This window comes from Nostoc sp. DSM 114167, assembly GCF_052692655.1.
This window is the reverse complement of record NZ_CP195116.1, coordinates 8,251,073-8,277,992: the sequence shown is the minus strand read 5'-3', so window position 1 is coordinate 8,277,992 and position 26,920 is coordinate 8,251,073. Positions and strand designations below refer to the sequence as shown.

At 42.3% G+C, this 26,920-nt stretch carries 20 protein-coding genes, 1 tRNA gene and 1 CRISPR repeat array; of the genes, 12 read left to right on the top strand and 9 right to left on the bottom strand.

From position 1 onward, the window contains the following. Positions 1 to 10: 10 nt before the first annotated feature. The 4 genes from NSTC731_RS34965 (at position 11) to NSTC731_RS34950 (ending at position 2,990) form a co-directional block, all read left to right on the top strand. Positions 11 to 757: a Crp/Fnr family transcriptional regulator gene (locus NSTC731_RS34965; RefSeq protein WP_445628945.1), complete on the top strand. Its 747-nt coding sequence runs from the start codon at positions 11 to 13 to the stop codon at positions 755 to 757. 80 nt (positions 758 to 837) lie between these two features. Beyond that, positions 838 to 1,566: a Crp/Fnr family transcriptional regulator gene (locus tag NSTC731_RS34960; RefSeq protein WP_445628944.1), complete on the top strand. Its 729-nt coding sequence runs from the start codon at positions 838 to 840 to the stop codon at positions 1,564 to 1,566. Positions 1,567 to 1,719: 153 nt separating this feature from the next. Then, positions 1,720 to 2,139, top strand: coding sequence for a response regulator (locus NSTC731_RS34955; RefSeq protein ID WP_445628943.1), 420 nt, complete (start codon positions 1,720 to 1,722; stop codon positions 2,137 to 2,139). A 260-nt stretch (positions 2,140 to 2,399) separates the two neighbouring features. Then, the gene (locus NSTC731_RS34950; protein ID WP_445628942.1) at positions 2,400 to 2,990 is read left to right on the top strand and encodes a peptidoglycan-binding protein; all 591 of its coding nucleotides are present in this window, start codon (positions 2,400 to 2,402) and stop codon (positions 2,988 to 2,990) included. A 122-nt stretch (positions 2,991 to 3,112) separates the two neighbouring features. Here the strand turns inward: NSTC731_RS34950 and wecB are convergent, their stop codons facing one another. Then, positions 3,113 to 4,225, bottom strand: a complete 1,113-nt coding sequence (wecB, locus tag NSTC731_RS34945; protein ID WP_445628941.1) for a non-hydrolyzing UDP-N-acetylglucosamine 2-epimerase — start codon at positions 4,223 to 4,225, stop codon at positions 3,113 to 3,115. A gap of 260 nt (positions 4,226 to 4,485) precedes the next feature. Continuing rightward, a complete protein-coding gene (locus tag NSTC731_RS34940) occupies positions 4,486 to 4,857 on the bottom strand; it encodes a hypothetical protein (RefSeq protein ID WP_094349008.1) in 372 nt (123 codons plus the stop codon). A 729-nt stretch (positions 4,858 to 5,586) separates the two neighbouring features. Between NSTC731_RS34940 and NSTC731_RS34935 the strand changes: the two genes are divergently transcribed. After that, a complete protein-coding gene (locus tag NSTC731_RS34935) occupies positions 5,587 to 6,873 on the top strand; it encodes a type IV pilus twitching motility protein PilT (RefSeq protein WP_445628940.1) in 1,287 nt (428 codons plus the stop codon). A gap of 188 nt (positions 6,874 to 7,061) precedes the next feature. Continuing rightward, positions 7,062 to 7,829, top strand: coding sequence for a circadian clock KaiB family protein (locus NSTC731_RS34930; RefSeq protein WP_445628939.1), 768 nt, complete (start codon positions 7,062 to 7,064; stop codon positions 7,827 to 7,829). A gap of 253 nt (positions 7,830 to 8,082) precedes the next feature. After that, positions 8,083 to 9,350: a CRISPR direct-repeat array (repeat unit 37 nt; unit sequence ATCGCAATCAACTAAAATCCCTATTAGGGATTGAAAC). A gap of 107 nt (positions 9,351 to 9,457) precedes the next feature. Here the strand turns inward: NSTC731_RS34930 and NSTC731_RS34925 are convergent. After that, a tRNA-Pro gene (locus NSTC731_RS34925) sits at positions 9,458 to 9,531 on the bottom strand. 140 nt (positions 9,532 to 9,671) lie between these two features. Here NSTC731_RS34925 and lipA point away from each other — a divergent pair. From lipA to NSTC731_RS34905, 4 genes are all read left to right on the top strand, one after another. Continuing rightward, entirely contained in the window at positions 9,672 to 10,550 is an 879-nt protein-coding gene (gene lipA, locus NSTC731_RS34920; RefSeq protein ID WP_445628938.1) for a lipoyl synthase, read from the top strand. Between the two features lie 71 nt (positions 10,551 to 10,621). Further along, the gene (locus NSTC731_RS34915; protein WP_445628937.1) at positions 10,622 to 11,572 is read left to right on the top strand and encodes an NAD(P)H-dependent glycerol-3-phosphate dehydrogenase; all 951 of its coding nucleotides are present in this window, start codon (positions 10,622 to 10,624) and stop codon (positions 11,570 to 11,572) included. Between the two features lie 708 nt (positions 11,573 to 12,280). Then, positions 12,281 to 13,531, top strand: coding sequence for an RNA polymerase sigma factor SigC (gene sigC, locus NSTC731_RS34910; RefSeq protein WP_445628936.1), 1,251 nt, complete (start codon positions 12,281 to 12,283; stop codon positions 13,529 to 13,531). A gap of 485 nt (positions 13,532 to 14,016) precedes the next feature. Next, positions 14,017 to 14,472: a Fur family transcriptional regulator gene (locus tag NSTC731_RS34905; protein ID WP_012407750.1), complete on the top strand. Its 456-nt coding sequence runs from the start codon at positions 14,017 to 14,019 to the stop codon at positions 14,470 to 14,472. Between the two features lie 131 nt (positions 14,473 to 14,603). Here NSTC731_RS34905 and NSTC731_RS34900 read toward each other — a convergent pair whose 3' ends face one another. Together NSTC731_RS34900 and cobN are read right to left on the bottom strand one after the other, a co-directional pair. Further along, positions 14,604 to 15,734: a peptidoglycan-binding domain-containing protein gene (locus tag NSTC731_RS34900; RefSeq protein ID WP_445628935.1), complete on the bottom strand. Its 1,131-nt coding sequence runs from the start codon at positions 15,732 to 15,734 to the stop codon at positions 14,604 to 14,606. Positions 15,735 to 15,743: 9 nt separating this feature from the next. Beyond that, a complete protein-coding gene (gene cobN / locus NSTC731_RS34895) occupies positions 15,744 to 20,459 on the bottom strand; it encodes a cobaltochelatase subunit CobN (RefSeq protein WP_445628934.1) in 4,716 nt (1,571 codons plus the stop codon). Positions 20,460 to 20,553: 94 nt separating this feature from the next. Here cobN and NSTC731_RS34890 point away from each other — a divergent pair, with 94 nt between their 5' ends. Further along, positions 20,554 to 22,758: a GAF domain-containing sensor histidine kinase gene (locus NSTC731_RS34890; protein ID WP_445628933.1), complete on the top strand. Its 2,205-nt coding sequence runs from the start codon at positions 20,554 to 20,556 to the stop codon at positions 22,756 to 22,758. 169 nt (positions 22,759 to 22,927) lie between these two features. Here the strand turns inward: NSTC731_RS34890 and NSTC731_RS34885 are convergent, their stop codons facing one another. The 4 genes from NSTC731_RS34885 to NSTC731_RS34870 form a co-directional block, all read right to left on the bottom strand. Then, positions 22,928 to 23,080, bottom strand: a complete 153-nt coding sequence (locus NSTC731_RS34885) for a hypothetical protein (RefSeq protein WP_445628932.1) — start codon at positions 23,078 to 23,080, stop codon at positions 22,928 to 22,930. Between the two features lie 33 nt (positions 23,081 to 23,113). Beyond that, a complete protein-coding gene (locus NSTC731_RS34880; RefSeq protein WP_445628931.1) occupies positions 23,114 to 23,551 on the bottom strand; it encodes a hypothetical protein in 438 nt (145 codons plus the stop codon). Positions 23,552 to 23,961: 410 nt separating this feature from the next. Then, on the bottom strand, positions 23,962 to 24,792 hold the full coding sequence (locus tag NSTC731_RS34875; protein ID WP_445628930.1) for an ATP-grasp domain-containing protein: 831 nt from the start codon (positions 24,790 to 24,792) through the stop codon (positions 23,962 to 23,964). Between the two features lie 152 nt (positions 24,793 to 24,944). Beyond that, complete coding sequence (locus NSTC731_RS34870) at positions 24,945 to 25,865, bottom strand: hypothetical protein (RefSeq protein WP_445628929.1); 921 nt, start codon at positions 25,863 to 25,865, stop codon at positions 24,945 to 24,947. A gap of 136 nt (positions 25,866 to 26,001) precedes the next feature. On the opposite strand from NSTC731_RS34870, the gene NSTC731_RS34865 reads away from it, so the two are divergent. After that, a complete protein-coding gene (locus tag NSTC731_RS34865; RefSeq protein WP_445628928.1) occupies positions 26,002 to 26,919 on the top strand; it encodes a metallophosphoesterase family protein in 918 nt (305 codons plus the stop codon). Position 26,920 lies beyond the last annotated feature (1 nt).

The window sequence follows — 26,920 nt, the reverse complement described above, 5'->3', positions numbered from 1 at the left end:
GTGACTTCTAATGCCATTAAAACAAAATCTCTTTCAGCAACGACCAAATAAGCTGCTGGCAGCTTTGTCAGACAGTGATTATCAGCGTCTTTTCCCCTATCTAAAGCTAGTTCCGCTCCAAGTTCAGCAGATCCTTTACGAAGCAGCCGAACCAATCACACAGGTCTATTTTCCTGATAAGGCAGTAGTTTCTATAGTCACCACTATGAAAGATGGCTCAACGGCGGAAGTTGGGATAGTAAGTAATGAAGGCATGGTGGGTATCCCGGTAATTTTAGGAGACAACACCACAACCACAACAGCCTTTGTGCAAATTTCGGGCGCTGCTATGCAAATCAATGCAGATGTATTGAAAGCCGAGTTCAATCGGGGCGGAGCTATTCAAAACGTGCTGCTGCGCTATGTACAAGCTGTATACTCTGAACTGGCGCAAGGTGCTGCCTGCAACCGTCTCCATACACTGGAAGAACGGCTGGCTCGCTGGCTGCTTACAGTCTCTGACCGTCTCGAATCAGAAGATTTTCCCCTCACGCAAGAATTTATCTCCCAGATGTTAGGTGTACGTCGTTCTGGTGTGACAGTAGCAGCTAGCACTCTCAGCCGAGCCGGAATGATTGCCTACCAACGCGGTCAAATTAGCATCCTGAACCGAGAGGATTTAGAAGCAAGTTCCTGCGAGTGTTATCGAGTCATCCAAAATGAATTGGCTCGGTTACTGGGCTTCATGCCCAGTAACCGAGCCAAAAAATTTTTTTGAGTTATGTGTGCGAAACCGAACAGACTGGCAAAAGCAACTTGATTTAAAGTATTTTGAGCAAATTTCTCTTTTAATGTTCAGTGAGCGACAAGATAATTAAGCCGCAAGTAAATAGGTTACTTGCGGCTTTGCCAACCAGTGATTATGAGCGTCTTATTTCGCACCTAAAGTTAGTTCCGCTTCCCACTCGGCAAGTTCTTTACGAACCAGGAGAACCCGTCACACAGGTCTATTTTCCCCAACAGGCAGTGGTTTCTATCGTCACTATTATGCAAGATGGTTCGACGGTGGAAATTGGGATAGTGAGCAATGAAGGCATGGTAGGTATCCCAGTAATTTTAGGAGGCAAGACAACAACCACAAAAGCGTTTGTCCAAGTTGCCGGCGCTGCAATGCAGATGGATGCAGATGTACTTAGAACCGAGTTCAATCGGGGCGGAGCTATTCAAAAGCTGCTGCTGCGCTATGTACGAGCTATATATACCGAACTTACACAATCATGTGCCTGCAACCGTCTTCATACCCTAGAAGAACGGCTGGCTCGTTGGCTGCTCACAGTATCTGACCGTTTGGAATCAGAAGAATTTCCGTTGACGCAAGAATTTATCGCCCAGATGCTGGGTGTAAGGCGCTCTGGTGTGACAGTAGCGGCTAGCACCCTGAGCCGAGCCGGAATGATTCGCTATCAACGCGGTCAAATTAGCATTATAAACCGAGAGGATTTGGAAGCAACTTGCTGCGAGTGTTATCGAGTTATCCAAAAAGAATTTGCTCGGTTGCTAGGGAATCAGCTAAGACGCGATCGCTAATGAATTATTTTAAGTTACTATGTCCGACACCGGACAGACGTTTGCTAATTGCTTCCTTTAAGATTTAGTAAAGTATGCATCAAATAGCGTCAAATAAGTAGTACTTGATGCAATCGCTACTTCAAGTCTTTGAGCTATGGGGCGGTAAGAAGAATGTCTAATCAATCGATATCTTTTCAAGGTCTGCGATTGCTCGTTGTTGATGATGATGCTGATACAAGAATATTACTTACCTTCCTTTTTGAATTAGAAGGAGCAGAGGTGATTGCAGCTGCTTCAGCAGACGAGGCTCTCAAAAGAATGTCATCTTTTAAACCAGACATCCTAATTAGTGACATTTGCTTACCCGATGAAGATGGCTACTCGCTACTCTTGAAGGTCAGAAATTTGGAAGCAAAGCGAGGTAGAAAGATTCCAGCGATCGCTCTGACAGCATCTACTTTCGAGGATGACCATAAACGTGCATTATTAGCAGGTTATGATATATACCAATGCAAGCCAATAGACTTAGATGAGTTAACTTTTATGGTTGCTAGTTTAGTTGGAATCGAACAATACGTTTGTCATATTTAGATATAACCAGGGATAAGTCATTAAGTAAAAAAGCTTTAACTAAATTTTATTTATTTTCAAAATGCGATGTCTACGACGAGCTAAACCGTTGTAGACATCGCATTTTTGCAGCAATCTTTTGACTAATTTTATTTTTTATTAATTTCGCTATCAGTAAAAAACTTTTAAAATACAGTGATATAAAATATACTAAGGATAAATACAGAGAACGACTAAGTAATTCTCTGCGAGTACTCATTTTTCATATTAAGGAGTGCATTATGGAATATCTTGCTTATTCCCAGATGTTTATAGCTCAAGAAGAGGCATCTGGAAACACTAAGTATCATCTTCCTCAACCTCAATTCAATTGGAAAAAACTGCTTAAATCTTCGGCTTGGTTAACTTTTGCTGGTGTCGGTGTATTATTCGCTGTTGTAACCCAAATTCAAATAAGTTCGGCTGCCTATGTAAAGACTAACGGCAGTTGTTTGCGTGTCCGTACCGGCCCAAGCAGCAACTACTCGTATGTGGACTGTGTACCAAATGGCGCAACACTTCCAGCAATTGAACGATATGAAAATGGTTTTGCCAGACTTTCTACAGGTAGATACGTTTTTGCCCGATGGATTGGTGATAGACCGAACAATCTTCCTGTGACTAGACCCGGTGGTGTTGGCGGTTCGGTGATTCTTACTCCTGGTTCAAAAGGTCAGCTCGTCAGAGACGTGCAAACAGCTTTAGGTAATCTTAGAATTGATGGAATTTACGGTCAAGAAACTGTTAGCCGAGTCCGAAGCTTTCAGCAAAGCAAAGGTCTACTTGTAGATGGTGTTGTAGGTCCCGAAACTCGATCGGCTCTGGGTGTTTAACCAGAAGCCACCCTTGGAAAATCTCGTGGTTTGGTTAAATATTGTCAAACTAGTTTTGAGGGTTTGTAGTAAGCACTTTAGTGCTTAGGAAATAAGGACTAAAGTCCTTACTACGAACTTACTTACCCATGAATGTAATTTTGTACAATCTGCAAAATGCGCTCTGCTGCATGACCATCCCCAAAGGGATTGATTGCGTTTGCCATCGCTTCATAAGCATCTGAGTCACTGAGTAACTCAGCAGCGGCTGCAACAATGTTCTCAGTCGTAGTGCCAACAAGTTTAGCTGTACCAGCTACCACAGCCTCTGGTCTTTCGGTAGTGTCTCTCAAAACTAGTACTGGTTTTCCTAAGCTGGGAGCTTCTTCTTGCAAGCCACCAGAGTCAGTGAGCAAAAGATGCGATCGCCCAATTGCTCCCACCAAATCTCCATAATCTAGAGGATCTGTCAAGAAAATTCGGGGATGATTCCCTAAAAGTTCCTGCAACGGAACTCGCACTGTCGGATTGCGGTGCAATGGTAGTAGTAAAGCTGTATCAGGAAACTTGTCTAAAATTTGTAAAAAGCCCTGAGCGATCGCTAACAGAGGTTCTCCCCAATTCTCCCGACGATGAACTGTTGCTAACAAAACCCGATATGATTCCCAGTTTAAGCCTGGAACATCGCAAACTACTTGGGTTGCAGCGACATTTAACAATGCATCAATTACAGTGTTACCTGTCATGTGGATTTCACCCAAAACACCAGAACGATGCAAATTTTCCACAGCCCAAGGAGTCGGCGCAAAGTGCAACTGAGTAATTTGAGAAATCAACCGCCGATTAGCTTCTTCTGGGTAAGGATTGAAGATATCATCAGTTCTTAACCCTGCTTCTACATGACCAATAGGAATTTTTTGATAAAAAGCTGCCAAAGCTGCGGCAAAAGCAGTGGTGGTGTCTCCCTGCACAATTACTAAATCTGGCTTTTTTGCTTTAAATAATGCTTCTAATCCTTGTAAACTACGACAGGTAATATCATTTAGAGATTGCTGAACCTGCATAATTTCCAAGTTATAATCCGACTTGATATTAAACAGTTGCATAACCTGCTCAACCATCTCCCGATGTTGTCCAGTTAGAATTACTTGCAACTGAAATTCTGAAGACTTTTGGAAAACCTGAATCACTGGAGCAAGTTTAATTGCTTCCGGGCGAGTACCTAAGATAATGCAAACGCGTTTTTGATTAGTCATTAGTTATCTGTAATTTACCATCTATAGTCAATGGTCTATAGTCAATGGTCTATGGTCAATAGTCGGCGGTCAATCCTCACATAAACCATAAATATTAATGGATAAATCACACAAGATATAAAAAAACCAGCTTAACTGGGCAAATGCATTGTTTGTTTAATTAAGCTGTAATGACTATTTAAAATTTCAAGTTATAAAAACCATGAAAAAACCCGGCTTAACCGGGCAGACGCACTGTTTGTCTAATTAACCTGTAATAACTATTTAATTTCACAAGTTAGAGGGCAAGCAGCGTAAACAGTAGCCTGCATTTGGTCTGCCTCTCCATGCAGCCAGCTTAACCATTTAACTTCACTAGGATGAACTCCCTTAACAGTTAGCACACCCGCAGCCAATACAACTGCCATGACATTAAACATTATTAAAGCACCTGCAACAAGCAAAACCGCACTAACAGGCATCACAGATTGCAAGATAATCGACAACAGACATCCGACCGTAGCCATTAAGACAACTAGTGGAAAACCCACAACCAACAAACATACTGCTAATGTAAAAGTCCATATTAAAAAGCTTTTAATCATCAACAAGGAGTAGGTCTTTCCTTGATTAGAGCTTTGAGCAGAAACCATGACTTTTCCTCCCAGAATACACAACAGATTTTAATTTCAGTAATATCTCACTTTTTTGCGAGTAAACTGAATTGTCTCAGTGAAATTCAGTATATAAAAACTAATTGGGAAAATGAGCATTTAGTTACTAAAGTTTACAGTTAATTTTTTGCAATTATGGATATAAAGTCAATTTTCTATCTATGAGAAAAACTTGTTTACTGCATCTGCCTTCAGGTATAGAACTGAAAAGGTATGAGCTTTAAACCTCGATCCCCAGGAGATCGCTCCTATTCAACTTAACATTTCTTATAAAAACTAGTAGTCTTTCTCATAATTCCTAGACGGGCTGAATAAATGAACTGCTAGTATTTGTACTGTTAATTGCTAGCAATTTGTGCCTATGCCTGGGATAAATTTCTCATCTAAGTCATGAGAATATTTATTTTAAAATAAAAGCATAAAATATTACTTTATACTCTCTGTGTATTTGCTGAGGTCTTTTAAGTACTTGCGTGTGTTAAACCAGTTTAGATAGGTTAAATAATCTATCTAAATATTCTGAGTATTGAAATCTTAGGAAATAAAAGATACCAATTGGGTGGATGAAATAGATTGACCGTGGTTCTAGAGTTTCCATCGCCTTCTATCACCGCTAAGGCTTGTAGACAAGCATTCTCCAAAAGTCATCAAAGCAAGTGACTTTACTTCTCGTTAATTCAACTTTTTAACTACCAAATGTGAAGATATATGACAGAAGCACAGTCTCCATTAAATTCTAACTCTGCTGCCGGACGTAATTTGCCACCAATGCCGCCGCCTCCACCGCCAACCCCAACCTTTAGTACGCAGCGACAGATGACACAAACACTCGATATGTCAATAGATAGGGGCACTACTAATCCGCCTGTTGCAGGTCATCGTCCGGGTAGTCCACCGCCAATACCTAGTTCAGTTCGCCCTCAAAACAGCAGTCCAGAACTAACTTTAGAAAAGTTAATTAGAGAAGCTTACGATCAGGGATATTCTGACTTGCACTTGGGTGTGGGTGAACCACCCCGCTTCCGCAGCCGAGGAGAAATTCAATCAGGAGATCATCCAGAAACAGATAAAGAAACTTTTATGAGTTGGTTGCGGGAGGTGATGACTGAGGGAGAAATTCAGCGCTTTGAAGAATCCTTAGAATTTGACGGAGCAACTCAATACGAATTTGCTCGCGTGCGGATTAATGTTTTTGGCTCTCTCAAAGGGCCTGCAATGGTGTTGCGGTTGATTCCGCTAAAAATCTTAACTATGGAACAGTTGAGATTACCTCCAGTTTTTCGAGATATTTGTCATCACCATAAAGGTTTGATTTTGGTAACAGGGCCCACTGGTTCTGGTAAGTCCACCACAATGGCAGCGATGATTGACTACATCAATAAGGAGATGGCCAAGCATATCATCACCATTGAAGACCCGATAGAATTTGTCCATCAAAGCCGCAAGTCCTTAGTCAAACAGCGGGAAGTGGGAATGCATACCCGGAAATTTGATAACGCATTGAAAGCAGCTTTGCGGGAAGACCCAGATTTGATTCTGGTAGGGGAAATGCGGGACAAGGAAACTGTTAACACTGCCCTAAAAGCTGCTCAGACTGGTCACTTAGTCATGGGAACACTGCATACCAATAGTGCGGTCAAAACCATTGAACGGATTCTCAACCTCTATTCTGGTGATGAACAGGATGCAATGCGGGTAGCGATTTCTGAGTCTTTAGTGGCAGTAATTGCTCAAGGTTTGTGTCGCACTACTGACGGTAAGCGAGCTGCTTTCCATGATGTGCTGATCAATACTGAGGCAATTAAAGAATGGATCAAAGACGGTAAGTATGATGAAATTGGCGAGCTGATGAAACAAGCTGGCTTTGACGGCATGATTACGATGAATCAGTCATTGCTGAATCTCTATCAAGACGGACGCATCACTGAAGAAACTGCTTTGGAAATGTCACCAACTCCTAACGAAATGGCGCAGTTTCTCCGAGGTCGAGTTTAATAATTGGGGCATTGGAATTAGGGTAGAGGTGACATGTGACAGGTTATAGGGAATAATCTGTGCCCTGTAACCTTTACCCTATTCCCTTCTTTACTCCTCAATCTCAAATATCTTTGCGATCCTGGTTGAGGTTATAGCTAAGGTAAAAGGTAAAAGAGAGAATTTTTACTTTTAGTTGCCTAACCTCTGTGAATAATTTGACGACAAATAAACTATCTACACCCCAGCTGTTTAAAGGCATTGCGCTATTTACACCTGGAGGAGATTTAATTTACTGCATCGACCCTAGCAAGCAAGGTCGATGGCATTTGCATTTGTGCTCGGCTTTGCAAGAAATTCTAGATTTACCAGAGCCACCGCACTTTTTAGTGCCTTGTTATACCGCAACTATTGACAATTGGTTAGATGCGCGTACTCAACAAGTACGAACTTTTGCTGAAGCTTATCCGGCTGTAATTAGACATCAAGCTTTGCTGAATGCTGTTTTTGGCACGGGAGAATTAGTATGGCAAGCAGCTCCTTGGCAAGAGGGATTGTGCGATCGCATGGTGTTAACAACCTATCGTTCGTCATTTGGACAGCTTTGGGAGGATCACGATTTAATTGTCCGTCTAGACCTTTCTGAACCTGTGCCAAAATATAACCAACCAGTAATAGTACAAAAAAAAGAAGCTATTACCCAAGGCTATGTTCTCCGCTTATTTGTTGCCGGACATAGCAATTCTACTGAACGCATTCTGCAAAATTTACACGAATTGTTAGAGCGATCGCTTGGACACCCTTATACCCTGAAGGTGATTGATGTTTTAAGTCATCCAGAACAAGCAGAACTAAATCAGGTTTCTGCAACTCCTACCCTTGTCAAGGTTTGGCCTCATCCAATTCGGCGCATCGTTGGAGAGTTGGATCGTGTAGAAAAGATTTTACAGATGTTAGCTGTTAAGGAAAACTTTTAAGTAATTAAACTAGTTTTTTTGCTAAGTGCGCGAATGGGTAGGTGTTGGTGAAAGGGTTAGTACAAAAATGGCTAGATTGCTTTATTTGCAAGAAATTGAGAGCTTTAGCATCTTGAAACCATCCGCGCACTTCGTATAAACTGACTTTTAGCTATTTACAGTTAGGACAATTCCCAGTCCTTATGTTATGATTTTCGCATTCGCGCTGTTGAACCTTGAAAACCAAATAACACAGGGCTTTCAGACGCCTGCGATCGCAATCAACTAAAATCCCTATTAGGGATTGAAACTAATCCGCTGGCGCGACCGGGTAGTTCTGGCTTCCACATCGCAATCAACTAAAATCCCTATTAGGGATTGAAACCGAATACTGGGATTTCTTTGCTGGTTTCATCGGTCAAATCGCAATCAACTAAAATCCCTATTAGGGATTGAAACTAATCCGCTGGCGCGACCGGGTAGTTCTGGCTTCCACATCGCAATCAACTAAAATCCCTATTAGGGATTGAAACCGAATACTGGGATTTCTTTGCTGGTTTCATCGGTCAAATCGCAATCAACTAAAATCCCTATTAGGGATTGAAACTCAAGACCTTGTACAAAGTGATAAGTTACTCCAAATCGCAATCAACTAAAATCCCTATTAGGGATTGAAACATCTCAAGGTCAAGTACCACCGGTACTCCTGACCGCTTTTATCGCAATCAACTAAAATCCCTATTAGGGATTGAAACATCTCAAGGTGTCATTTGTGTATGTCACCCATGAAATCGCAATCAACTAAAATCCCTATTAGGGATTGAAACAAAGATTCCCAAAAAGCGCAAGAAGAATATGAAATCGCAATCAACTAAAATCCCTATTAGGGATTGAAACTACTTGCTTGAAAAACCTCCCAGCAATTTCAATCATCGCAATCAACTAAAATCCCTATTAGGGATTGAAACTAACGGACACCCATTCACTCATAAAGCGATCGCCTATCGCAATCAACTAAAATCCCTATTAGGGATTGAAACTGCGATCGCAGATTGATTAATGCGATCGCAAACATCGCAATCAACTAAAATCCCTATTAGGGATTGAAACACAGCGTTGCTTTAGGTAATCAAATCGTAAACACATCGCAATCAACTAAAATCCCTATTAGGGATTGAAACGGCTTTGGCTAAGTCGCGCAAGCAGGGATTGTCAATCGCAATCAACTAAAATCCCTATTAGGGATTGAAACGAGCAACCTTAACCTGCAAAAAGATGCAGCTAGATCGCAATCAACTAAAATCCCTATTAGGGATTGAAACACTACAGAAACCGCTCAAGTAGCTGAAGGCGTACAAAATCGCAATCAACTAAAATCCCTATTAGGGATTGAAACAACTGCTCCAACTGACGTAATAAATAGGAGCGTGCCTTATCGCAATCAACTAAAATCCCTATTAGGGATTGAAACAATTACGAGTCAGTTAAAGAAGGCATTCCAAAATTTCGCAATCAACTAAAATCCCTATTAGGGATTGAAACCTTTTAGTATACGACTTCAGGCGATACTGTTTAAACTCAAAGAAAGTCAGCTATATTTAAGTTAATAGAGGAGCATTCGACAAATAATTTGTCGCTCTATAAATAAATCGGGATGACTGGATTCGAACCAGCGGCCCCTTCGTCCCGAACGAAGTGCGCTACCAAGCTGCGCCACATCCCGCCATAAAAATGGCATTATAAATTAAGAATATCACAACCTGCACTAAATAGCAGAATTACATCTATATACATCCGATCGCTTCATCAAAGACTTTGCTTGCTAGGATTAAATTTGTATAACTCTAGTGGTAAAAACGGATTGTGACTGTAAAACCAGACTGGTTGCGGGTGAAAGCACCTGGACGTGAGCGCATCGGTAACGTTAAAGAAATTTTGCGGGATTTAGCCCTCAATACAGTTTGCGAGGAAGCGTCCTGTCCGAATATTGGTGAATGCTTCAACGCTGGGACTGCCACGTTTTTGATTATGGGGCCCGCTTGTACACGCGCTTGTCCCTACTGCGATATTGATTTTGAGAAAAAACCCAAACCACTAGACCCCACAGAACCTACACGACTGGCCCAAGCTGTTCGCCGCCTGAACCTTAATCATGTAGTCATCACTTCTGTAAACCGAGATGACTTGCTTGATGGTGGTGCATCTCAGTTTATAGCGTGTATTGATGCAGTTAACTCTGTTTCACCCAACACCACAATTGAGGTGCTAATTCCTGACTTATGCGGTAATTGGAATGCTCTGGAGTTAATTCTACAGGCTGCGCCAGAGGTATTAAACCATAATACCGAAACTGTTCCACGCCTATATCGCCGGGTGCGTCCCCAAGGAAACTACGATCGCACATTAGAATTATTGCAGCGCACTCGCCAACTTTCTCCTAGCACATACACTAAATCTGGGATCATGGTTGGACTTGGTGAAACTGATGCCGAAATTCGCCAAGTCATGCAAGACTTGCGAACTGTCGATTGCGATATTTTGACCATTGGGCAATATCTCCAACCCAGCCAAAAACACTTGCAGGTAAACGAATTTGTCAATCCAGAACAATTTGCTGACTGGAAAGCATTCGGCGAAGAAATCGGATTTTTACAAGTTGTTTCTTCACCATTGACAAGAAGCTCCTATCATGCTGAACAAGTTAGGGAATTAATGGAACGCTACCCACGCAGCCAATTTTAGATTTTAGATTTTAGATTTTAGATTGGTGAGCGAAGAAATGGAGAGATAGGAGGACTTTTGACTGTTAAGTAATGACTAATCCAAAATCCGAAATCCAAAATCCAAAATTTGTTGCAATTCTGGGTGCGGGTGCTTGGGGTGCATCTCTAGCAAATCTCGCCGCTGCAAATGGTCATCAGGTGCGCGTGTGGTCGCGTCAAGGTTCCCAAACTCTCGAAGCAGTTTTAAAAGATGTCCAAATAGTCCTCTTTGCTATCTCAATGATTGGTGTGAGAGATGTTGCTTCCCAAGTTGAGTCTTTCCCCTTTTCTCCAGAGACAATTTTTGTGACAGCGACGAAAGGCTTAGATCCCCAAACCACCTGCACACCTTCACAAATTTGGCAAACAATATTTCCTAACCATCCAGTGGTTGTTTTGTCCGGGCCCAATTTATCAAAAGAAATTCAAATGGAATTACCAGCAGCTACGGTGGTAGCCAGTAACATCCCCACGGCTGCGGAAGTAGTGCAGTTAGTATTTTCTTCTCATCGTTTTCGGGTATATACCAATCTTGATCCCTTGGGGGTAGAACTGGGGGGAACACTGAAAAATGTGATTGCGATCGCCGCCGGTGTATGCGATGGTTTACAACTGGGAACTAATGCCAAAGCTGCTTTAGTTACCCGTGGACTGACAGAAATGGTTCGTATCGGCAACAACTGGGGCGCTAAGACGGAAACATTTTATGGTTTATCGGGTCTAGGAGATTTGTTAGCAACGTGCAATAGTCCCTTGAGTCGCAATTACCAAGTCGGCTATCAGTTAGCTGGTGGTAAGTCACTTACAGAAACTCTCGCAAATTTACAAGGAACTGCTGAAGGAGTAAACACTTGCCGAGTTTTGATGCAACGAGCCAACCAACAAAACATCGCAGTCCCAATTACCGAGCAAGTTTATCGGTTACTTCAAGGCGAAATCACACCCAGACAAGCACTTGATGAACTGATGTTGCGAGATATCAAACCAGAGTACAACTACTAGTAGTCTGCCAACCTAAAAATGTTAGGTGGAGGTTGGGTAAAGGTTAAAGGGAATTCATGGTAAGGGATAAAAAACCTTTCTCCTTTCCCCCTTTCCCTTTCCTCGCCGGCGTTGCCAAGGCGTACTAGTAGTCTGTCAACTTGAAATTGGCACTTTAAGACTCACATACAAGACGACGCAGGAACACGGAGAGGGTGTTTGATAACTTATCCGCATCTTCTATCTCCGTGTCGAGAGAATTTTCGCCGTTAATGCTAATCACTTCCCCGACATCTATTAGTTCTACTTATACCTGAATAATCCTGAGAAAAAATTGCTAAATCGTCAGGATATTACTTTTGCACCCATGTAAATGTGACTATGCCAATTATAAAGATGACATTCACTGAAGGATGTTTATACTGTGTTACAAAAGTTACTATTAAAAAACCATCAAGGTTGAAATATTAACTAAGTAGTTCAAATATTGCAAACCTAGCTGTGGATTTAAATAGCTATTGGTTTAATCAAAAGTTTAGCAGCCGATTAAGTTCAGTAATTCTGTATCCAATAAAACCCTTACAGTTAATTTCTAAAAAAAATTGTCAGGGAACGTTCAACCATGTTAGTTCATCGTTAATCGCGGGAACAATAGCAACAGTTGAATAGCTGACCGTAATCTAAGCTGACCGAAATCTATTGTTACCTGGAGCCATTGAGACGATCTTTATGCCAGCAACATCTTTTTATGCAGACGCCCCTTACAACACCAAAAAGTCTAGCCAGGCTTTGGACTCGGATCTCACGGTTGATGACAGTGAGTTATCGGTAGATGACCTACAGGAGCTAGAACTGGCAACTGTAGACAATGCTAACCTTGCTGCTAACACCAACCGTCGGAGTACAGACCTAGTACGTCTATATCTTCAAGAAATTGGTCGGGTTCGCTTGTTGGGGCGCGATGAAGAGGTTTCAGAAGCTCAAAAAGTCCAACGCTACTTGCGGATGCGGATAGTACTTGCTAACGCCGCAAAGCAAGGGGATGAAGTGATTACACCCTATCTAAGGTTAGTTGAAGTTCAAGAACGTCTAACCTCAGAACTAGGACATCGCCCGTCTTTGGAAAGATGGGCTGCCACTGCTGACATAATTTTATCCGATCTCAGACCGATTTTGGCAAATGGGAAACGTCGCTGGGCTGAAATCGCTAAGTTGACTGTAGAAGAGTTGGAGCAAGTCCAGTCCCAAGGACTCCAAGCAAAAGAACACATGATTAAGGCGAATCTTCGCTTAGTTGTGTCTGTTGCTAAGAAGTATCAAAATCGTGGTTTGGAATTGTTAGATTTAGTCCAAGAAGGTACATTAGGTTTGGAGCGGGCTGTAGAAAAATTTGACCCAACTAAGGGTTATCGCTTCAGTACCTATGCTTACTGGTGGATTCGTCAGGGTATTACACGGGCGATCGCTACTTCTAGTCGCACGATTCGCCTACCGGTCCATATTACCGAAAAGTTAAACAAAATTAAAAAAGCTCAACGCAAAATTGCTCAAGAAAAAGGTCGCACTCCAACTCTGGAAGATTTAGCAACTGAGTTAGAGATGACACCGACCCAAGTACGAGAAGTTTTGTTGCGGGTTCCTCGCTCCGTTTCTTTGGAAACCAAAGTAGGAAAAGATAAAGACACTGAGTTAGGCGAATTACTCGAAACTGACAGTGTAACTCCAGAAGAGATGTTAATGCGAGAATCTTTACAAAGAGATTTGCATCATCTTCTATCAGATTTGACTAGTCGGGAGCGCGATGTAATTCTGATGCGGTTTGGTTTGGCGGATGGTCATCCTTATTCTTTAGCAGAAATTGGCCGCGCTCTTGACTTATCGCGCGAACGAGTCCGCCAAATTGAATCTAAGGCTTTGCAAAAGCTACGTCAACCCAAGCGCCGCAACCTCATCCGCGACTATTTGGAATCTCTGAGTTAGTCATTTGTCACTTGTACTGAGTTTCGACTGCGCTCAACTACCGCGAAGCCGTTGGCGCAGCCTCTCGTAGAGAAGTATTAGTCATTTGTCATTAGAAAATTACACTTGACAAATGACTAGGAACAAAAGTGTGATTTTATTCCCAGGTTAAAAGCCTTTTATCGGCTTACAGCAAATAATTAGCATTAAACTGTATAAAAGTTGTCCCCAATCTTTGCTCAAATATCTTGAAGGTGGGGAGCAACTAAGAATTCAAATTTAACTTATGCGAAATTCAAAGTCAAGGGATGCAATCGTTACAAGTATCCTCACTATTAGCTGTATGCAAATTAAATGCACTACAGCTGATTACTTGAATTTTGCTCAAGATTTGATGAATTGTTCTTAAATATTTAGTAAGAATTCTCAATAGGCAATGATTGTTGCAAATTGCTCCCAAGATTTGTTATATTCTCAACTAACAAGCTTTGTTGAGAACTATTAGTATGACTGTCTACACAACTACTTCACTCAAGGCAGAACTGAACGAACGAGGCTGGCGTTTAACTCCCCAGCGCGAAACAATTTTACACATTTTTCAAGAACTTCCGCAAGGCGAACATCTGAGTGCGGAGGATCTTTATCATCGGCTCGAAACTGATGGTGAAGGGATCAGTCTGTCAACTATTTATCGGACTTTGAAGTTGATGGCAAGGATGGGAATTTTAAGGGAATTAGAATTGGGCGAGGGACATAAGCATTATGAGATCAACCAGCCCTATCCCCACCATCACCATCACTTAATTTGTGTTCGGTGCAACTCAACTATTGAGTTTAAAAATGATTCAATTTTAAAAATTGGGTCAAAAACCGCTCAAAAAGAAGGTTTTCACCTCTTAGATTGTCAAATGACCATCCATGCAGTGTGTCCCAAGTGCCAACGGGCGCTGATGCCGCTTTAGCACTTGGGTGAATAAATAAGACGAAACTACTCAAATTAACCAAATAAATGGAATCTGAGCAGTTCGTAATTTGCTGTTACTGGAGGCAAGCAACCAGTTGGGAACTGATACTAACGACACCAAAGCGGATGTTAAAAGCGTCCGCTCTTAAGATCCTTAAGACTAATCCCGTAGAATTCTTGGGCTTGTTTAATCGCTTTTTTGGTGTCATCTGCCATCACACCATTGAGCTTGCCTTTATAAAAACCTCGCTCCCGTAGTCGGGTTTGAATTTCTAAGGTATTAAATTCGCTTTTGCTAGTAGTATTAACTGAGCTATATAACTTAGCTCGCGTAGTTGGGCCAGCAACACCACTTGCTGCTAAGAAATTAGCCGCCTGAAATCTCTTTACAGCATCAGCAGTGTAAGGGCCATAGTAGCCATTTGGCTCTCCCTCTAAATATCCTGCCTGGATCAATTGTTCTTGAAGAATTCTAACTGGCTCACCGCGATCGCCTACACGAAGTTTGTCTCGATTGACTACCTTTGAGGGAGCCTCTTCTCCATCACCGATGCCAACTCCCGGCAATTTACTTAATGTTGCTGGGCCAACAACCCCATCAACGCTTAATTTGTAAGAATCTTGGAACCGCTTGACAGCTTCTTCGGTAATTGGGCCAAATATGCCTGTGGCGTTTCCGTAATAAAAGCCTGCGATTCTTAACTTTTCTTGCAAAGCTTTGACATCTTCGCCTTCATCCCCCTTAGTCAGGTAGTTGGGATTTCGGCGTTTACTGGTGGCTGAATTAGTAGTACTGGGCTTTTTGGCTTGTGCGCTTACAGCAGTGGTTCTTTGAGCTTGTGTAGCCCTATTTGTAGGCTTTTTCGCTTGCCAATTTTCTAATTTTTGCAGGGTGCTTGCTCCAACAATGCCGTCCACTGGTAAACCAGCGGCCTTTTGGAAGCGCCGCACAGCTTCTTGTGTGGATGCGTCATATACTTGGGTAACAGAAGATTGGTAAAAACCTGCTGTTCTCAATTTTTGTTGTAAATTTCTCACAGAAGGGCCTCGATCGCCTTTTTCTAGTGCCATGACGCTGCTAACAGCGCCAAGAATAGATAAAGACAGAGCAAGGGGCAACATATACTTCCAAGCCCTACCTGAAAGCCTTTTCCAGTCTGGTGCAGCTGCGTCCTTAAACAAAGAACTGAGCCAGACCAATTCACTGGGTGTGCTGTCTTCGTAGGCGAAAGCTAGGTGCAAATACGCAAGATTCTCCATATTTGTTTCCTACACCATTGATTTTTCTTCGATAACTGCTTCAGCTTGATGTACTAGGTTTCTCAAAGCTTCTAATGTTCCTATATTTACATCCTCCCATAAATTGCGCTTGTGTGCTTCTAATAATTTTTCAGCAATATCACGCAGTGCGTAAGGGTTCTTTTGCTGAATAAATTCTACAACAACTGGATCGAGTAAATAAGCTTCCACTATGCCTTGATACATGTAATCTTCGACACATTTAGCGGTTGCATCGTAGGCAAATAGATAATCTACCGTCGCCGCCATTTCAAAGGCTCCCTTGTATCCGTGGCGCATGACTCCTGCAATCCACTTGGGATTAACTACGCGAGAACGATACACTCGTGCAATTTCTGCTTTCAGTTGGCGAACGCGTGGTTGGGTGGGTATAGAATTATCTCCAAAATAAGTTTGAGGATTTTTTCCCTGTAGAGAACGCACTGCCGCCGTTAAGCCACCCTGAAATTGGTAATAATCATCAGAATCGAGTAAATCGTGTTCGCGGTTGTCTTGATTGTGCAGGACAATTTGCATTTGAGACAAGCGTTGCTCGAAGGCTTCGGGAGAAGGGAGTGGGGAGTTAGGAGTTAGGAGTGAGGAGTTAGGTGTGGAAATTGGGGACTGGGAGTTAGGAAGAATTTCTCCTCCTCTGCTCCCACTTCGGCTACGCTCAGTGACCACCTGCTCCCCTGCTCCCACTTCGGCTACGCTCAGTGACCACCTGCTCCCCTGCTCCTCTGCTCCCCTGCTCCCACTTCGGCTACGCTCAGTGACCACCTGCTCCCCTGTTCCCACTTCGGCTACGCTCAGTGACCACCTGCTCCCCTGCTCCCCTGCCAAGTTTTCCGATGAATAGGCGTAAGAACTCCAGTTAATGTAGGCGCGGGCTAAATCTTCGTCATCTGTCCAGTTTTGCGATTCGATTAAACCTTGGAGTCCAGCGCCGTAAGCACCTGGGCGAGAACCAAAGATGCGATAGCGCGATCGCACCACGGCTGCTTCTAAAGTTAATCCTTGGCTTGTCCACAATTCAGTTTCTTGGCGAACTGCATCTGCTAGAGGATTTTGTTCTGGCGGTTCATCTAAATCTGCTACTGCTGATACTGCTTGAGCGAATAAGTCAATTAAGTTGGGAAACGCATCGCGGAAGAATCCCGAAATTCGCAAGGTGACATCTACACGGGGACGCCCCAAAATCGTTAAGGGTAAAATTTCAAAATCTACTACTCGCCGTGCTGCACCATCCCATACTGGTTGGACTCCAAGTAAAGCTAAGGCTTCGGCTATATCATCACCGCCTGTTCTCATAGTGGCTGTGCCCCACAATGATAAGCCTAGTGTTTTGGGATACTCGCCATGTTCTTGAGTGTAATATTCTACGAGAGTTTCAGCAGCTTTTCTGCCGATATCCCAAGCTGTCTCTGTGGGAATGGCGCGAATATCGACAGAATAAAAGTTTCTTCCTGTTGGGAGAACTTCCGGGCGGCCGCGTGTGGGTGCGCCAGATGCAGCGCTGGGGACATATCCGCCATCGAGTCCGTGTAATAAATGGGTAATTTCTTCGTGGGTTTGTTGTAAAGCTGGAAGCAGGCGATCGCGTATCCAGGTAGAGACACCATTCATCGCGTCTCCCCCGCCAGCACAGACGCGATGAATCGCGTCTCTACAAGATTCCTGAATTCTCAATTCTGAATCCTGATTTATTAGTTGTTCTACTAGAAGGGCGGCGTGTTCTTCTAGGACTTCGACAATATCACCGAGGGTGCGGCATTTTGTGCTATTGACTATTGAGTATTCACCACTAGGCATTGACAAATCTGCTGTGAGGGGATCGAAGTCTAGATCCCAATCTTGAGCGATCGCACGGGTAATACCTGAAGAATGGCGATTGGGGATGCGAGCGATCGCTACTATTAAATCCCTTAATTGCCGTCCTTGGGGACATTGCCCAAAAATGTGCAAGCCGTCGCGGATTTGGGCTTCTTTTAATTCACACAGATAACCACCTATGGAATTCAAAATTAAAAATTCAAAATTCAAAATTTCTTCGTTTTGAATCCCCAAATCCTGGTGTAAATTTTCTTTGATTACCAGTTCGTGGATGCGATCGCGAATTACTGGCAAACGCGAAGGATCTAAACTGTCGGCTTCATAATACTCATCAATTAAATTTTCTAACTGTTGCAAAGAACCGTAGAGTTCTGCGCGAGTCATTGGCGGCGTGAGATGATCTATAATCACCGCTTGGGCGCGACGTTTGGCTTGGGAACCTTCACCAGGATCGTTGACAATAAACGGGTACAGGTGGGGAAGTGCGCCGAAGGCTACTTCTGGATAACAATTACTCGATAAAGCCACACTTTTACCCGGTAGCCATTCTAGATTTCCGTGTTTTCCCACATGAACTACAGCATCAGCACCAAAAGTTTCTCTAACCCAATAGTAGAAAGCTAAATAAGCATGAGTTGGTTCTAAATCCGGCGCATGATAATTCAAACTGGGGTCATTATCATAACCCCTTGCTGGCTGAATTCCTACGAAGATGTTGCCGAGTTGAATTCCGGGAACGGGAATTGGGGATTGGGTATTGGGTATTGGGGATTGGGCATGAAGAAGAGACAAGGGAGACAAGGAGGAGGGGGGAGACTTGGGAGAGATTTGTTCAATAATTCCCCTTGTCTCCTTGTCCCCCTTGTCCCCCTTGTCCCTCTTGTCCCCCTTGTCCCTCTTGTCCCCATGCCCCATTCCCCACCTTTCACTAATACCTTGCTGAACTGCTGGCGGTAATGAAGCGAAATATTCTTGGTATTCTTCCCAAGAGACGCTTTGGTGTACCGGAAGCGATTCTCTACCTTCTGGATCGTTGGTTACACCATCTGTCAGCCGTTGAATCAACTCGTCTCCTTGAGCAGGTGGATTTTCTACTTCATACCCAGCTTGACGTAAAGCTTGCAGGATTTCTACACAACTTGCTGGGGTGTCGAGTCCCACACCATTGGCGAGGCGGCCATTGCGGTTGGGGTAGTTTGCCAGAATTAAGGCAATTCGCCGTTCTTGGGGTGGTTTGGAACGTAGACGCGCCCAATTTGCTGCTAGTTTAGCAACGAACTCGATGCGATCGCTCACTGGTTCATAAATTACCACATCTGTTTCTAAATGGGGATTACGAGTTTGCAAGGCTTTAAAAGACACAGCACGAGTAATAATCCGTCCATCTACTTCTGGTAGCGCCACATTCATCCCAATATCGCGGGGAGAAAGCCCTTGAAATTGTGACTCCCACTGCTCAATCGATCCGCCACTGAGGATTACCTGCAACACAGGCACATCTAATTTTTGCCAAAGTTCAGTTTGGGGTGTTTCACTTTCCAAGCGTGCTAGAGAAAAACTGGTGGTATTTAGCAGCACAGCGATTGATTCGGCTTCTTTGGGTTGGAAAAATTCACTCAACTCAACTTGCACATCTGGTTCGCGCAATGAGGAAACAAATACTGGTACTGGTTGTAAATTTTTCTGTGCCAATGCTTCGCATAAAGCATCAATTACTTTAGTATTCCCCGCTAAATAATGAGCGCGGTAGAAAAGGATGCCGATTTTGGGGATTGGGGATTGGGGATTGGGGACAAGGGGACAAGGGGACGAGGTGGATTCATCCGGTTCAAAGGTGGATGAACGAGTATCTGAGGTGGATTCATCCGGTTCAAAGGTGGATGAACGGAGTTCTGAGGTGGATTCATCCAGTTCAAAGGTGGATGAACGAGTATCTGAGGTGGATTCATCCAGTTCAAAGGTGGATGAACGAGTATCTGAGGTGGATTCATCCAGTTCAAAGGTGGATGAACGAGTATCTGAGGTGGATTCATCCAGTTCAAAGGTGGATGAACGAGTATCTGAGGTGGATTCATCCGGTTCAAAGGTGGATGAACGAGTATCTGAGGTGGATTCATCCGGTTCAAAGGTGGATGAACGAGTATCTGAGGTGGATTCATCCGGTTCAAAGGTGGATGAACGAGTATCTGAGGTGGATTCATCCAGTTCAAAGGTGGATGAACGAGTATCTGAGGTGGATTCATCCAGTTCAAAGGTGGATGAATGAAGTTCTAACTCTCCTCTGCTCCCCTGCTCCCCTGCTCCCCTGCTTCCCTGCTCCCCTGCTCCCCATTCATACAAGCCGACGCGCGGAATCGGCTGAGGTAGTGCAGGATTATATGCAGTTAATAAGCAACTATCGGAGATAAATTGCAGAGCATTAACGAAATTTTCCACGCCGCCTTCGCTAAAATACTGCCATACCTGGTTAACAATAGCCAAGGGCACGGTAGACTGGGAAATTAAATCGGGATCGAAAGCGTCATCCCCTGGCATTACAATGAGGGTTCTACCATTTCGTTGCACAATTTCTTGCACTACTTCTAAGCCATAACCCCAGTAAGAGCGTCCTCCTAATAAGCGCAAAATAATTACTTGGGCATGTTCTAAAACTTGCTCGCCATAAGTATCTATGCTTAATTGTTGCTGCAACTGCAACAGGTTGGCGACTCTTAATGCCGGAAAGCTTGGGGGTAACTTTGTCACCGCAGCTGCTAAGGTTTGAATGTCAGTATCAGCAGCCGTAATCAAGACAAAAGGCGCGGGAGTTTGTTCTAAAAAAATTATACCTTCTGACTGATTCCATCCACCCGATGTGCTACTTATACGATGCATAATCCTGTGTTACCGTTTTAAGTTATTGGTTAGTACATAATCAAAACAAACTTTTTTCCCTGGATTGTGCCCTCTCTTACCAAAATGACTGAAAATGCTTAGTTCTCCTGATTTGAGCTTTTCTCGAACCTTGCCTATTGTTGTATTTAATCAGCTTGGGGAGTTGTTAGAACAGATGGCTCAAACGGTGGGAAGTGCCGTTTTGATACTGACTGAAGCTGCGTTGGCGCGGATTTACATCCCTGTGGAGTGGCAAAGGCAAAGGTTTACATTAGTGGTTTCTGAGCAGTTTAGTGCGCTCTTGGTAGGAACATTTGAGGAGGGGCAAGGGAGCAGGGAGGCAGGGGAGCATACTTCGACTACGCCCTTCGACGCCGCTCAGGCTAAACTCAGTAACCAGGGGAGCAGGGGGGCAGGGGAGCAGGTGGTCACTGAGCGTAGCCGAAGTGGGGGCAGGGGAGCAGGGGAGCAAGAAATTCATTCAGAACTGGGCACTCAGCACGGGCTAAACGCCCTGCTACCGCTAACAGAAATCAATGCTCAGTTGACGTTTAATTTGGAGGCGATCGCTTCTTTTGTCTACGAGTTGAGAAACTTGTTTGAGTGCGATTCTTATACTCACCAAAATCTCGAACGTTATCAGCAAATCATTAAACCCAATGATGCCAAGCTCCAAAGTCAATTCACGCTGTTGTTATTAGAATATCTCCTCACTCAGCCAAACCAAGAAATAATAGCATCTCCCAGCCCAATTGGGCCAGCAGTTTATATCTGTCAGCCAGTGGAAGATGCTTTAAAAAAACAGATTTCCCAAGAGCGGTTGTTAAATCAGGTAACAACACAGATCCGCAAAAGCCTGGATTTGTCGGTCATTATGGCAACGGCAATTACACAGGTGCGTGAGTTTTTGGAATTAGACAGATTAGTAATTTATAAATTTGCAGCTTCTCAAGTAAATACTCAACCATACCAGTCTGATACTATTCCCTTCAATGAAACGGCACTGACAACAGACATGGAACCATCGGTTAGGGAACCTGCCGAAATCTATTTTTCTCTACACGAAAACCACAATGGACACTCGCCTTTTATATCAACAAATAATCAACCTCTACTAAGAGACTGCCAAAAGTATGGAGGTTATATTGTCTATGAAGCTCGTGCTACAGATGCTATTACATCGGTGTTGAATTACACGGAAAAAAATTGCTTTATCCGAACCTCTCAGTGTTGGGAGAAGTATCAGCAAGGTTTTACCTTAGCTGTGGATGATGTCGAAAAAACTTATGCTCTAGAAGAATGTTTGTTGAATTTTTTAAGGGAATGCCAAGTTAGGGCTAAGTTCGCTGCACCGATTATGTTTGAGGATAAACTGTGGGGATTGCTGATTGCTCATCAGTGCGATCGCCCACACCAGTGGAATGATAGCGAAAAAAGCTTGCTGGTTGCGATCGCAGAACAATTAGCGATCGCGATTCACCAAGCTGAGTTAATGCAAACTCTCACCCAAGAAAAACAAAATCTCGAACAACGAGTTATTGAGCGGACAATGGCCCTGCGTGATGCTTTACTCGCGGCCGAAGCTGCTAGCCGGATTAGAAGTGAGTTTCTCGCTACTATCAGTCATGAATTGCTCACGCCTTTAACTTATGTGATTGGGATGTCTTCGACGTTATTACGTTGGCCTTTGGGTGAATTGAGCCAACGACAACGGGGTTATCTGCAAACCATCCACGACAGTGGAGAACATTTATTAGAAATGATTAATGACATCCTCGATTTATCGCAAATCGAGGCTGGTAAGACAGCTTTAAATATTTCGGAATTTTCTTTAGTAAATGTTGCCGAAAATGCTGTAAAATCGCTGCAAAAAAAAGCAGCAAGCGAACAAATTAATCTCATACTTGATTTGCAAATCGATCCCAGGTGCGATCGCTTTATCGGCGATGCCAAACGAGTAGAACAAATTCTTTGGAATCTGTTAACTAACGCGATTAAATTCACCCCTGAAAGTGGCAGTGTTACTTTACGTCTTTGGGTGGAAGATAATACCGCTATTTTTCAAGTAGAAGATACCGGAATTGGCATTCCTGAAGAACAATTACCATTACTGTTTGAGAAATTTCAGCAACTCGATACACCCTATCGCCGCCGCTACGAAGGCACTGGGCTTGGATTAGCTTTAACTAAACAACTCGTAGAACTTCATCGAGGTCGAATTGAAGTAGAATCAACTGTAAGTATCGGCTCAATTTTTACTGTATGGATACCAACTCAGGCAATGAGAGTGGGGAGTTAGAAATTAAGAGTTAGGAGTTTGGAGTTTTACTCTCCAACGCTATAAGGTTTAGGATTAGGGGTTAGGTTTGTATTGGACTCAACTGCAAACCGATATATTAGCTAATCAAAGTAGTGAATTTTGGCGTTTATGAAAATATTAATGTTTTGAATATGTCTTTCTAGAACGCCTATTCTGATTTTAAGACTGCTAGGAGAATTCGCATTAGTTCTTCTAAATCTTCTGGAACTCTATAACTATTAATTGCTAATTCAAAATATTTGTTTGCTCTATCTAATCTAGCAAACTGCCATATCTTACCTGTAGTTACAGAACCGATCAAAATAGGTTGCTCTGTAATTGCAGGAGATTCTTCTCACCGATCTAACGCTATCATTTCGGCAACTAATTGAGTGAATCCTCTAGTTAAATCTTCATATTTAGCTTCAACTACTAACAATTGATTTGTTTTATAAGTTCTAATTAGATAATCTAAATTTCCCTGAAGTAGATTAGAAACTTTGATGCCAAATTCAATTCTAATCTGAACATTTGTATAATGAATTAACTCTAAGACTACCTTAGATATTATTACTTCTCTTCTTGCCAACTCCGTAGTTAAAGGTACATAAGGCAGTACTTCAGTAATTCTATCTCTTAGTTCAGCTAATCTATCTAACTCTCCTTGATATAGTGGTAATATTAAATTAACTAGGACTAACTGATACCCGAAATAATCAGCTAAGTCTTCTGAATAATAACCATTTTCAAAATACTTATTAAAGGTATAATTTTGATTAGGATCTAACTTCACTTGATACACCTCTACTTTCTAAAAACTCTATCTGCTTGCAGTCACAAAAGAGGGTTAAGCTTACGTGGCTGACGTAAATATGAGTTATGCAGACCCAATACTGCTCGGTTAAAGGGAAAAGGGTAAGGGGAAAAGGAGTAGAAGGCTCGATATATAAGGTTTTTCCCTTTTAACATGAGTCCCTTTCCCCAAAACCCGATAAGTATTAGGATGCAGACCTTGGACATTGCTCTGGCGATGTCTACGATGGTCACTGACTTGTACTGAGTTTCGACTGCGCTCAACTACCGCGCAGTCGAAGTAGCCTTGTCGTACCCCTCCGGGAAGCAAGGCTACGCAAAGCGTCTCCAAGAGTTGTGCAGGCTACGCCTACACTTAAATTCATACTTTAATTATGCAATGCCAATTTTTTATTTTGAGGCTAGACTAATTAGCATTTTTTCAAAAATTTTCAACACATGCTCCTCTCCATTGTCTCTAATAAAAATGCCAAAATTGGGGTGAGAATTGATTTCAATTAACCAATATTGATTATCTCGATCTAATACGATATCAAAACCACCATAATCAAGGTCTAATTCTTCAAAAACTGGTTGAGCAAAATTAGCAATTTCTGACAGTATTTGTGGATCGTTGATATACTTGGCTTTCGCACCATCCCAGTGTAGAGGACTGAGATTACCGACAAATTTTGCATCAGTTATATCTTTTTCATAGAGCAGAACCAACTCTTTATTTAAGAAAACGGCTCTATATTCAGATTTGATCTGAATAAATTCTTGAGCAAGAGCAATGTAATCATACTTATGATTGATACTAAAAATTTCTTTTAAAGCAGTTTCAATTTCATTTATATTTTTACATAAAAAGACATTATGTCCGCTTGCACCAGAATTTCTTTTAATAATCACTGGCGTTTCAAAGTTTTCTTTTATTTCCAATACGATATCTTGAATAGTTGGAAATTTTAAGTAAATCTTATATTTGGTGTCACAAAAAGGGGAAAGAAAACCCACCGTTCGAGGAAGTTTAACTTTTTTATTTAAAACATGATAAGTATATTCTTTGTCTTTGAGCAGGTGTGCTACTGCTTGATTAAGTAAGGGAGTGCTATAGTTACAAAAATAATGCTGTTTACTATTCAATTTGATTTTGACTAAATTTTCCGAAGGATGAAGAATTTCATAGCTGATATTTAAATTGTCACAAGCTTTCAGCAATAGCGAAATATTGTCTAACATAAATACTTAAAGTTAAACTCCAAATTACGAATTACCTTAGCGATGCAAGAGCGTCATTACGAATTACGTAGCTTGCTTTTCGCCTTTGGCAAGTATTACGAATTACGAACTTGTACTGAGCGTAGCCGAAGTATTACGAATTACGAATTATTTTAACTTGCTATTTGCCGTTTAAAAATTACTATCTCAGTCCCAACAACCGGGTTACGAGCTATTAGCGTATTTTGGGAATCGATAATTTCTAAATGAGTAAAATCAAGTTCTTGAGAGCGTTGTAATATCTCCGCAGCTAGTTTGTCTTGCTGAGATTCATTGAGAGTGTACCAATCATTACTAATTTTGACAGTCAAGTTACTGGTACGGAAGTTGGCTTGAATTGACTTTATCAGACCAGAGGCAACGCGATCGCTAATTTCAGCGACCTGATTTTCAATAGCCGCAATCAAAGCTTGTTCAGGTGTCAATTCTATGATGGGTGTAGGCGTTGGCGTTGGTGTTGGGATTGGCGTTGGCGTAGGAATTGGTTCTGGTTCTGGTTCTGATTCTGGTTCCGGTGTTGGTGTAATTTGTGCTTCTGGTGGCGTAATTTGTACTTCTGGCGGCGTAATTTCCTCTGTTGGCTGTGGTTCTGGTACGACTGATTCCGGTGGAGTAGTTATCGTTGGTGTTGGTATCGGAACCTCTTCAACTGGGGGAACAGTTGCTATTTCCGTAGGTTTCCCAGTAAAAATAGTCGTAGTTGTCCAAACGAGAATTACAGCAATTCCAGTTACAATTCCTGTCAAAGCTGTATCTGATAACTTTGTTGACAAATTTGATGGTAAAAACAAGCGGATTGTCCTTAATAGTCCACCCCACCACAACTGAAGCTGCTGAAAAAAACCTGGTTTTTCCTCACTACCAGGTGGGGGTGCTTTCTCCAGTTTTTCCACCGTTACTTCTAGAACCCCAATCGTTCCTTGGAGAAGTTGGATAATTTTAGCCTTCCAAAATGGCTGAACTCTCTGGTAAGGTTTTTGGGGAGGTTGAGTTATCTGCTCATCCGTCGGTTTTGACTGATTGTCTTGTGACATGGAACTTTCACCAAAAGCAGCGAATCAAAGACAAACAACGTACATTATTACTGGTGCTGCCTTCTTTTGCATTAATGTATCACTTCATTGCTCAAAGTTTTCCGCTAAACTGACTATTTATTAAATTTGGTGACTTATGAAACTGAAACGCCGTCAATTTTTATTTTTAAGTAGCTTCAGCGCCATTGGTACAGGATTTTTAGCCTGGATGTTTGCTCATCAAAATCATCCAAGTGCTGATATTAGCGATTCAACAACAGCTATAGCCGCCAACCCAGCCAAAAAAGACTTGTTATTACGTTTTGTGTCTGTAGCAGATACGGGAACTGGGGCTAAAGGACAGTATGCTGTGGCTAGAGCAATGAATGCGTATCATCAGAAAAATCCTTATGATTTAGTCATTTTAGCTGGAGACAACATTTACAATAACGGCGAAATTGAGAAAATTAATGCAGTTTTTGAGCGTCCTTATCAACCTTTACTGAAACAAGGTGTTAAATTTCAGGCTTGTTTAGGCAATCACGATATTCGTACTGATAATGGCGATCCACAAGTCAAGTATGCTGGCTTTAATATGAAGGGACGTTACTATACGTTTAAACGTAATCAAGTACAATTTTTTGCTTTAGATACTAACAGTAATGCTGATTGGAAAAACCAGCTAAGTTGGTTAGAAAAAGAATTAAGTCTTAGTAATGCTCCTTGGAAAGTCGTGTTTGGTCATCATCCGATTTATTCATCGGGTCAATATGGGAATAATCCAGATTTTATTAAAACTTTTACTCCTCTATTTCAAAAATACGGCGTTCAACTTTACATCAATGGCCACGAGCATAATTATGAACGCACTCGTGCTATTGATGGTACAACTTACTTAATTTGTGGTGCGGGTGCTGGCAATCGTCCTGTAGGGCGTTCTGAGTGGACAGGGTATTCTACCAGTGATTTAAGTTTTGCTTCTTATGAAGTATATAAAGATAGAATAGAAATAAGTGCGATCGCTACTAATAATCGCGTTTTTGATAAAGGGATTATTCAATTAAAATCAGCTTAAT

Excerpts from the sequence above, each read along its gene's own strand:
- NSTC731_RS34965 (WP_445628945.1), top strand. The coding sequence starts at position 11 with ATGCCATTAAAACAAAATCTCTTTCAGCAACGACCAAATAAGCTGCTG.
- NSTC731_RS34955 (WP_445628943.1), top strand. The coding sequence starts at position 1,720 with ATGTCTAATCAATCGATATCTTTTCAAGGTCTGCGATTGCTCGTTGTT.
- NSTC731_RS34950 (WP_445628942.1), top strand. The coding sequence starts at position 2,400 with ATGGAATATCTTGCTTATTCCCAGATGTTTATAGCTCAAGAAGAGGCA.
- wecB (WP_445628941.1), bottom strand. The coding sequence starts at position 4,225 with ATGACTAATCAAAAACGCGTTTGCATTATCTTAGGTACTCGCCCGGAA.
- NSTC731_RS34940 (WP_094349008.1), bottom strand. The coding sequence starts at position 4,857 with ATGGTTTCTGCTCAAAGCTCTAATCAAGGAAAGACCTACTCCTTGTTG.
- NSTC731_RS34935 (WP_445628940.1), top strand. The coding sequence starts at position 5,587 with ATGACAGAAGCACAGTCTCCATTAAATTCTAACTCTGCTGCCGGACGT.
- NSTC731_RS34915 (WP_445628937.1), top strand. The coding sequence starts at position 10,622 with ATGACTAATCCAAAATCCGAAATCCAAAATCCAAAATTTGTTGCAATT.
- sigC (WP_445628936.1), top strand. The coding sequence starts at position 12,281 with ATGCCAGCAACATCTTTTTATGCAGACGCCCCTTACAACACCAAAAAG.
- NSTC731_RS34905 (WP_012407750.1), top strand. The coding sequence starts at position 14,017 with ATGACTGTCTACACAACTACTTCACTCAAGGCAGAACTGAACGAACGA.
- NSTC731_RS34900 (WP_445628935.1), bottom strand. The coding sequence starts at position 15,734 with ATGGAGAATCTTGCGTATTTGCACCTAGCTTTCGCCTACGAAGACAGC.
- cobN (WP_445628934.1), bottom strand. The coding sequence starts at position 20,459 with ATGCATCGTATAAGTAGCACATCGGGTGGATGGAATCAGTCAGAAGGT.
- NSTC731_RS34890 (WP_445628933.1), top strand. The coding sequence starts at position 20,554 with ATGCTTAGTTCTCCTGATTTGAGCTTTTCTCGAACCTTGCCTATTGTT.
- NSTC731_RS34875 (WP_445628930.1), bottom strand. The coding sequence starts at position 24,792 with ATGTTAGACAATATTTCGCTATTGCTGAAAGCTTGTGACAATTTAAAT.
- NSTC731_RS34870 (WP_445628929.1), bottom strand. The coding sequence starts at position 25,865 with ATGTCACAAGACAATCAGTCAAAACCGACGGATGAGCAGATAACTCAA.
- NSTC731_RS34865 (WP_445628928.1), top strand. The coding sequence starts at position 26,002 with ATGAAACTGAAACGCCGTCAATTTTTATTTTTAAGTAGCTTCAGCGCC.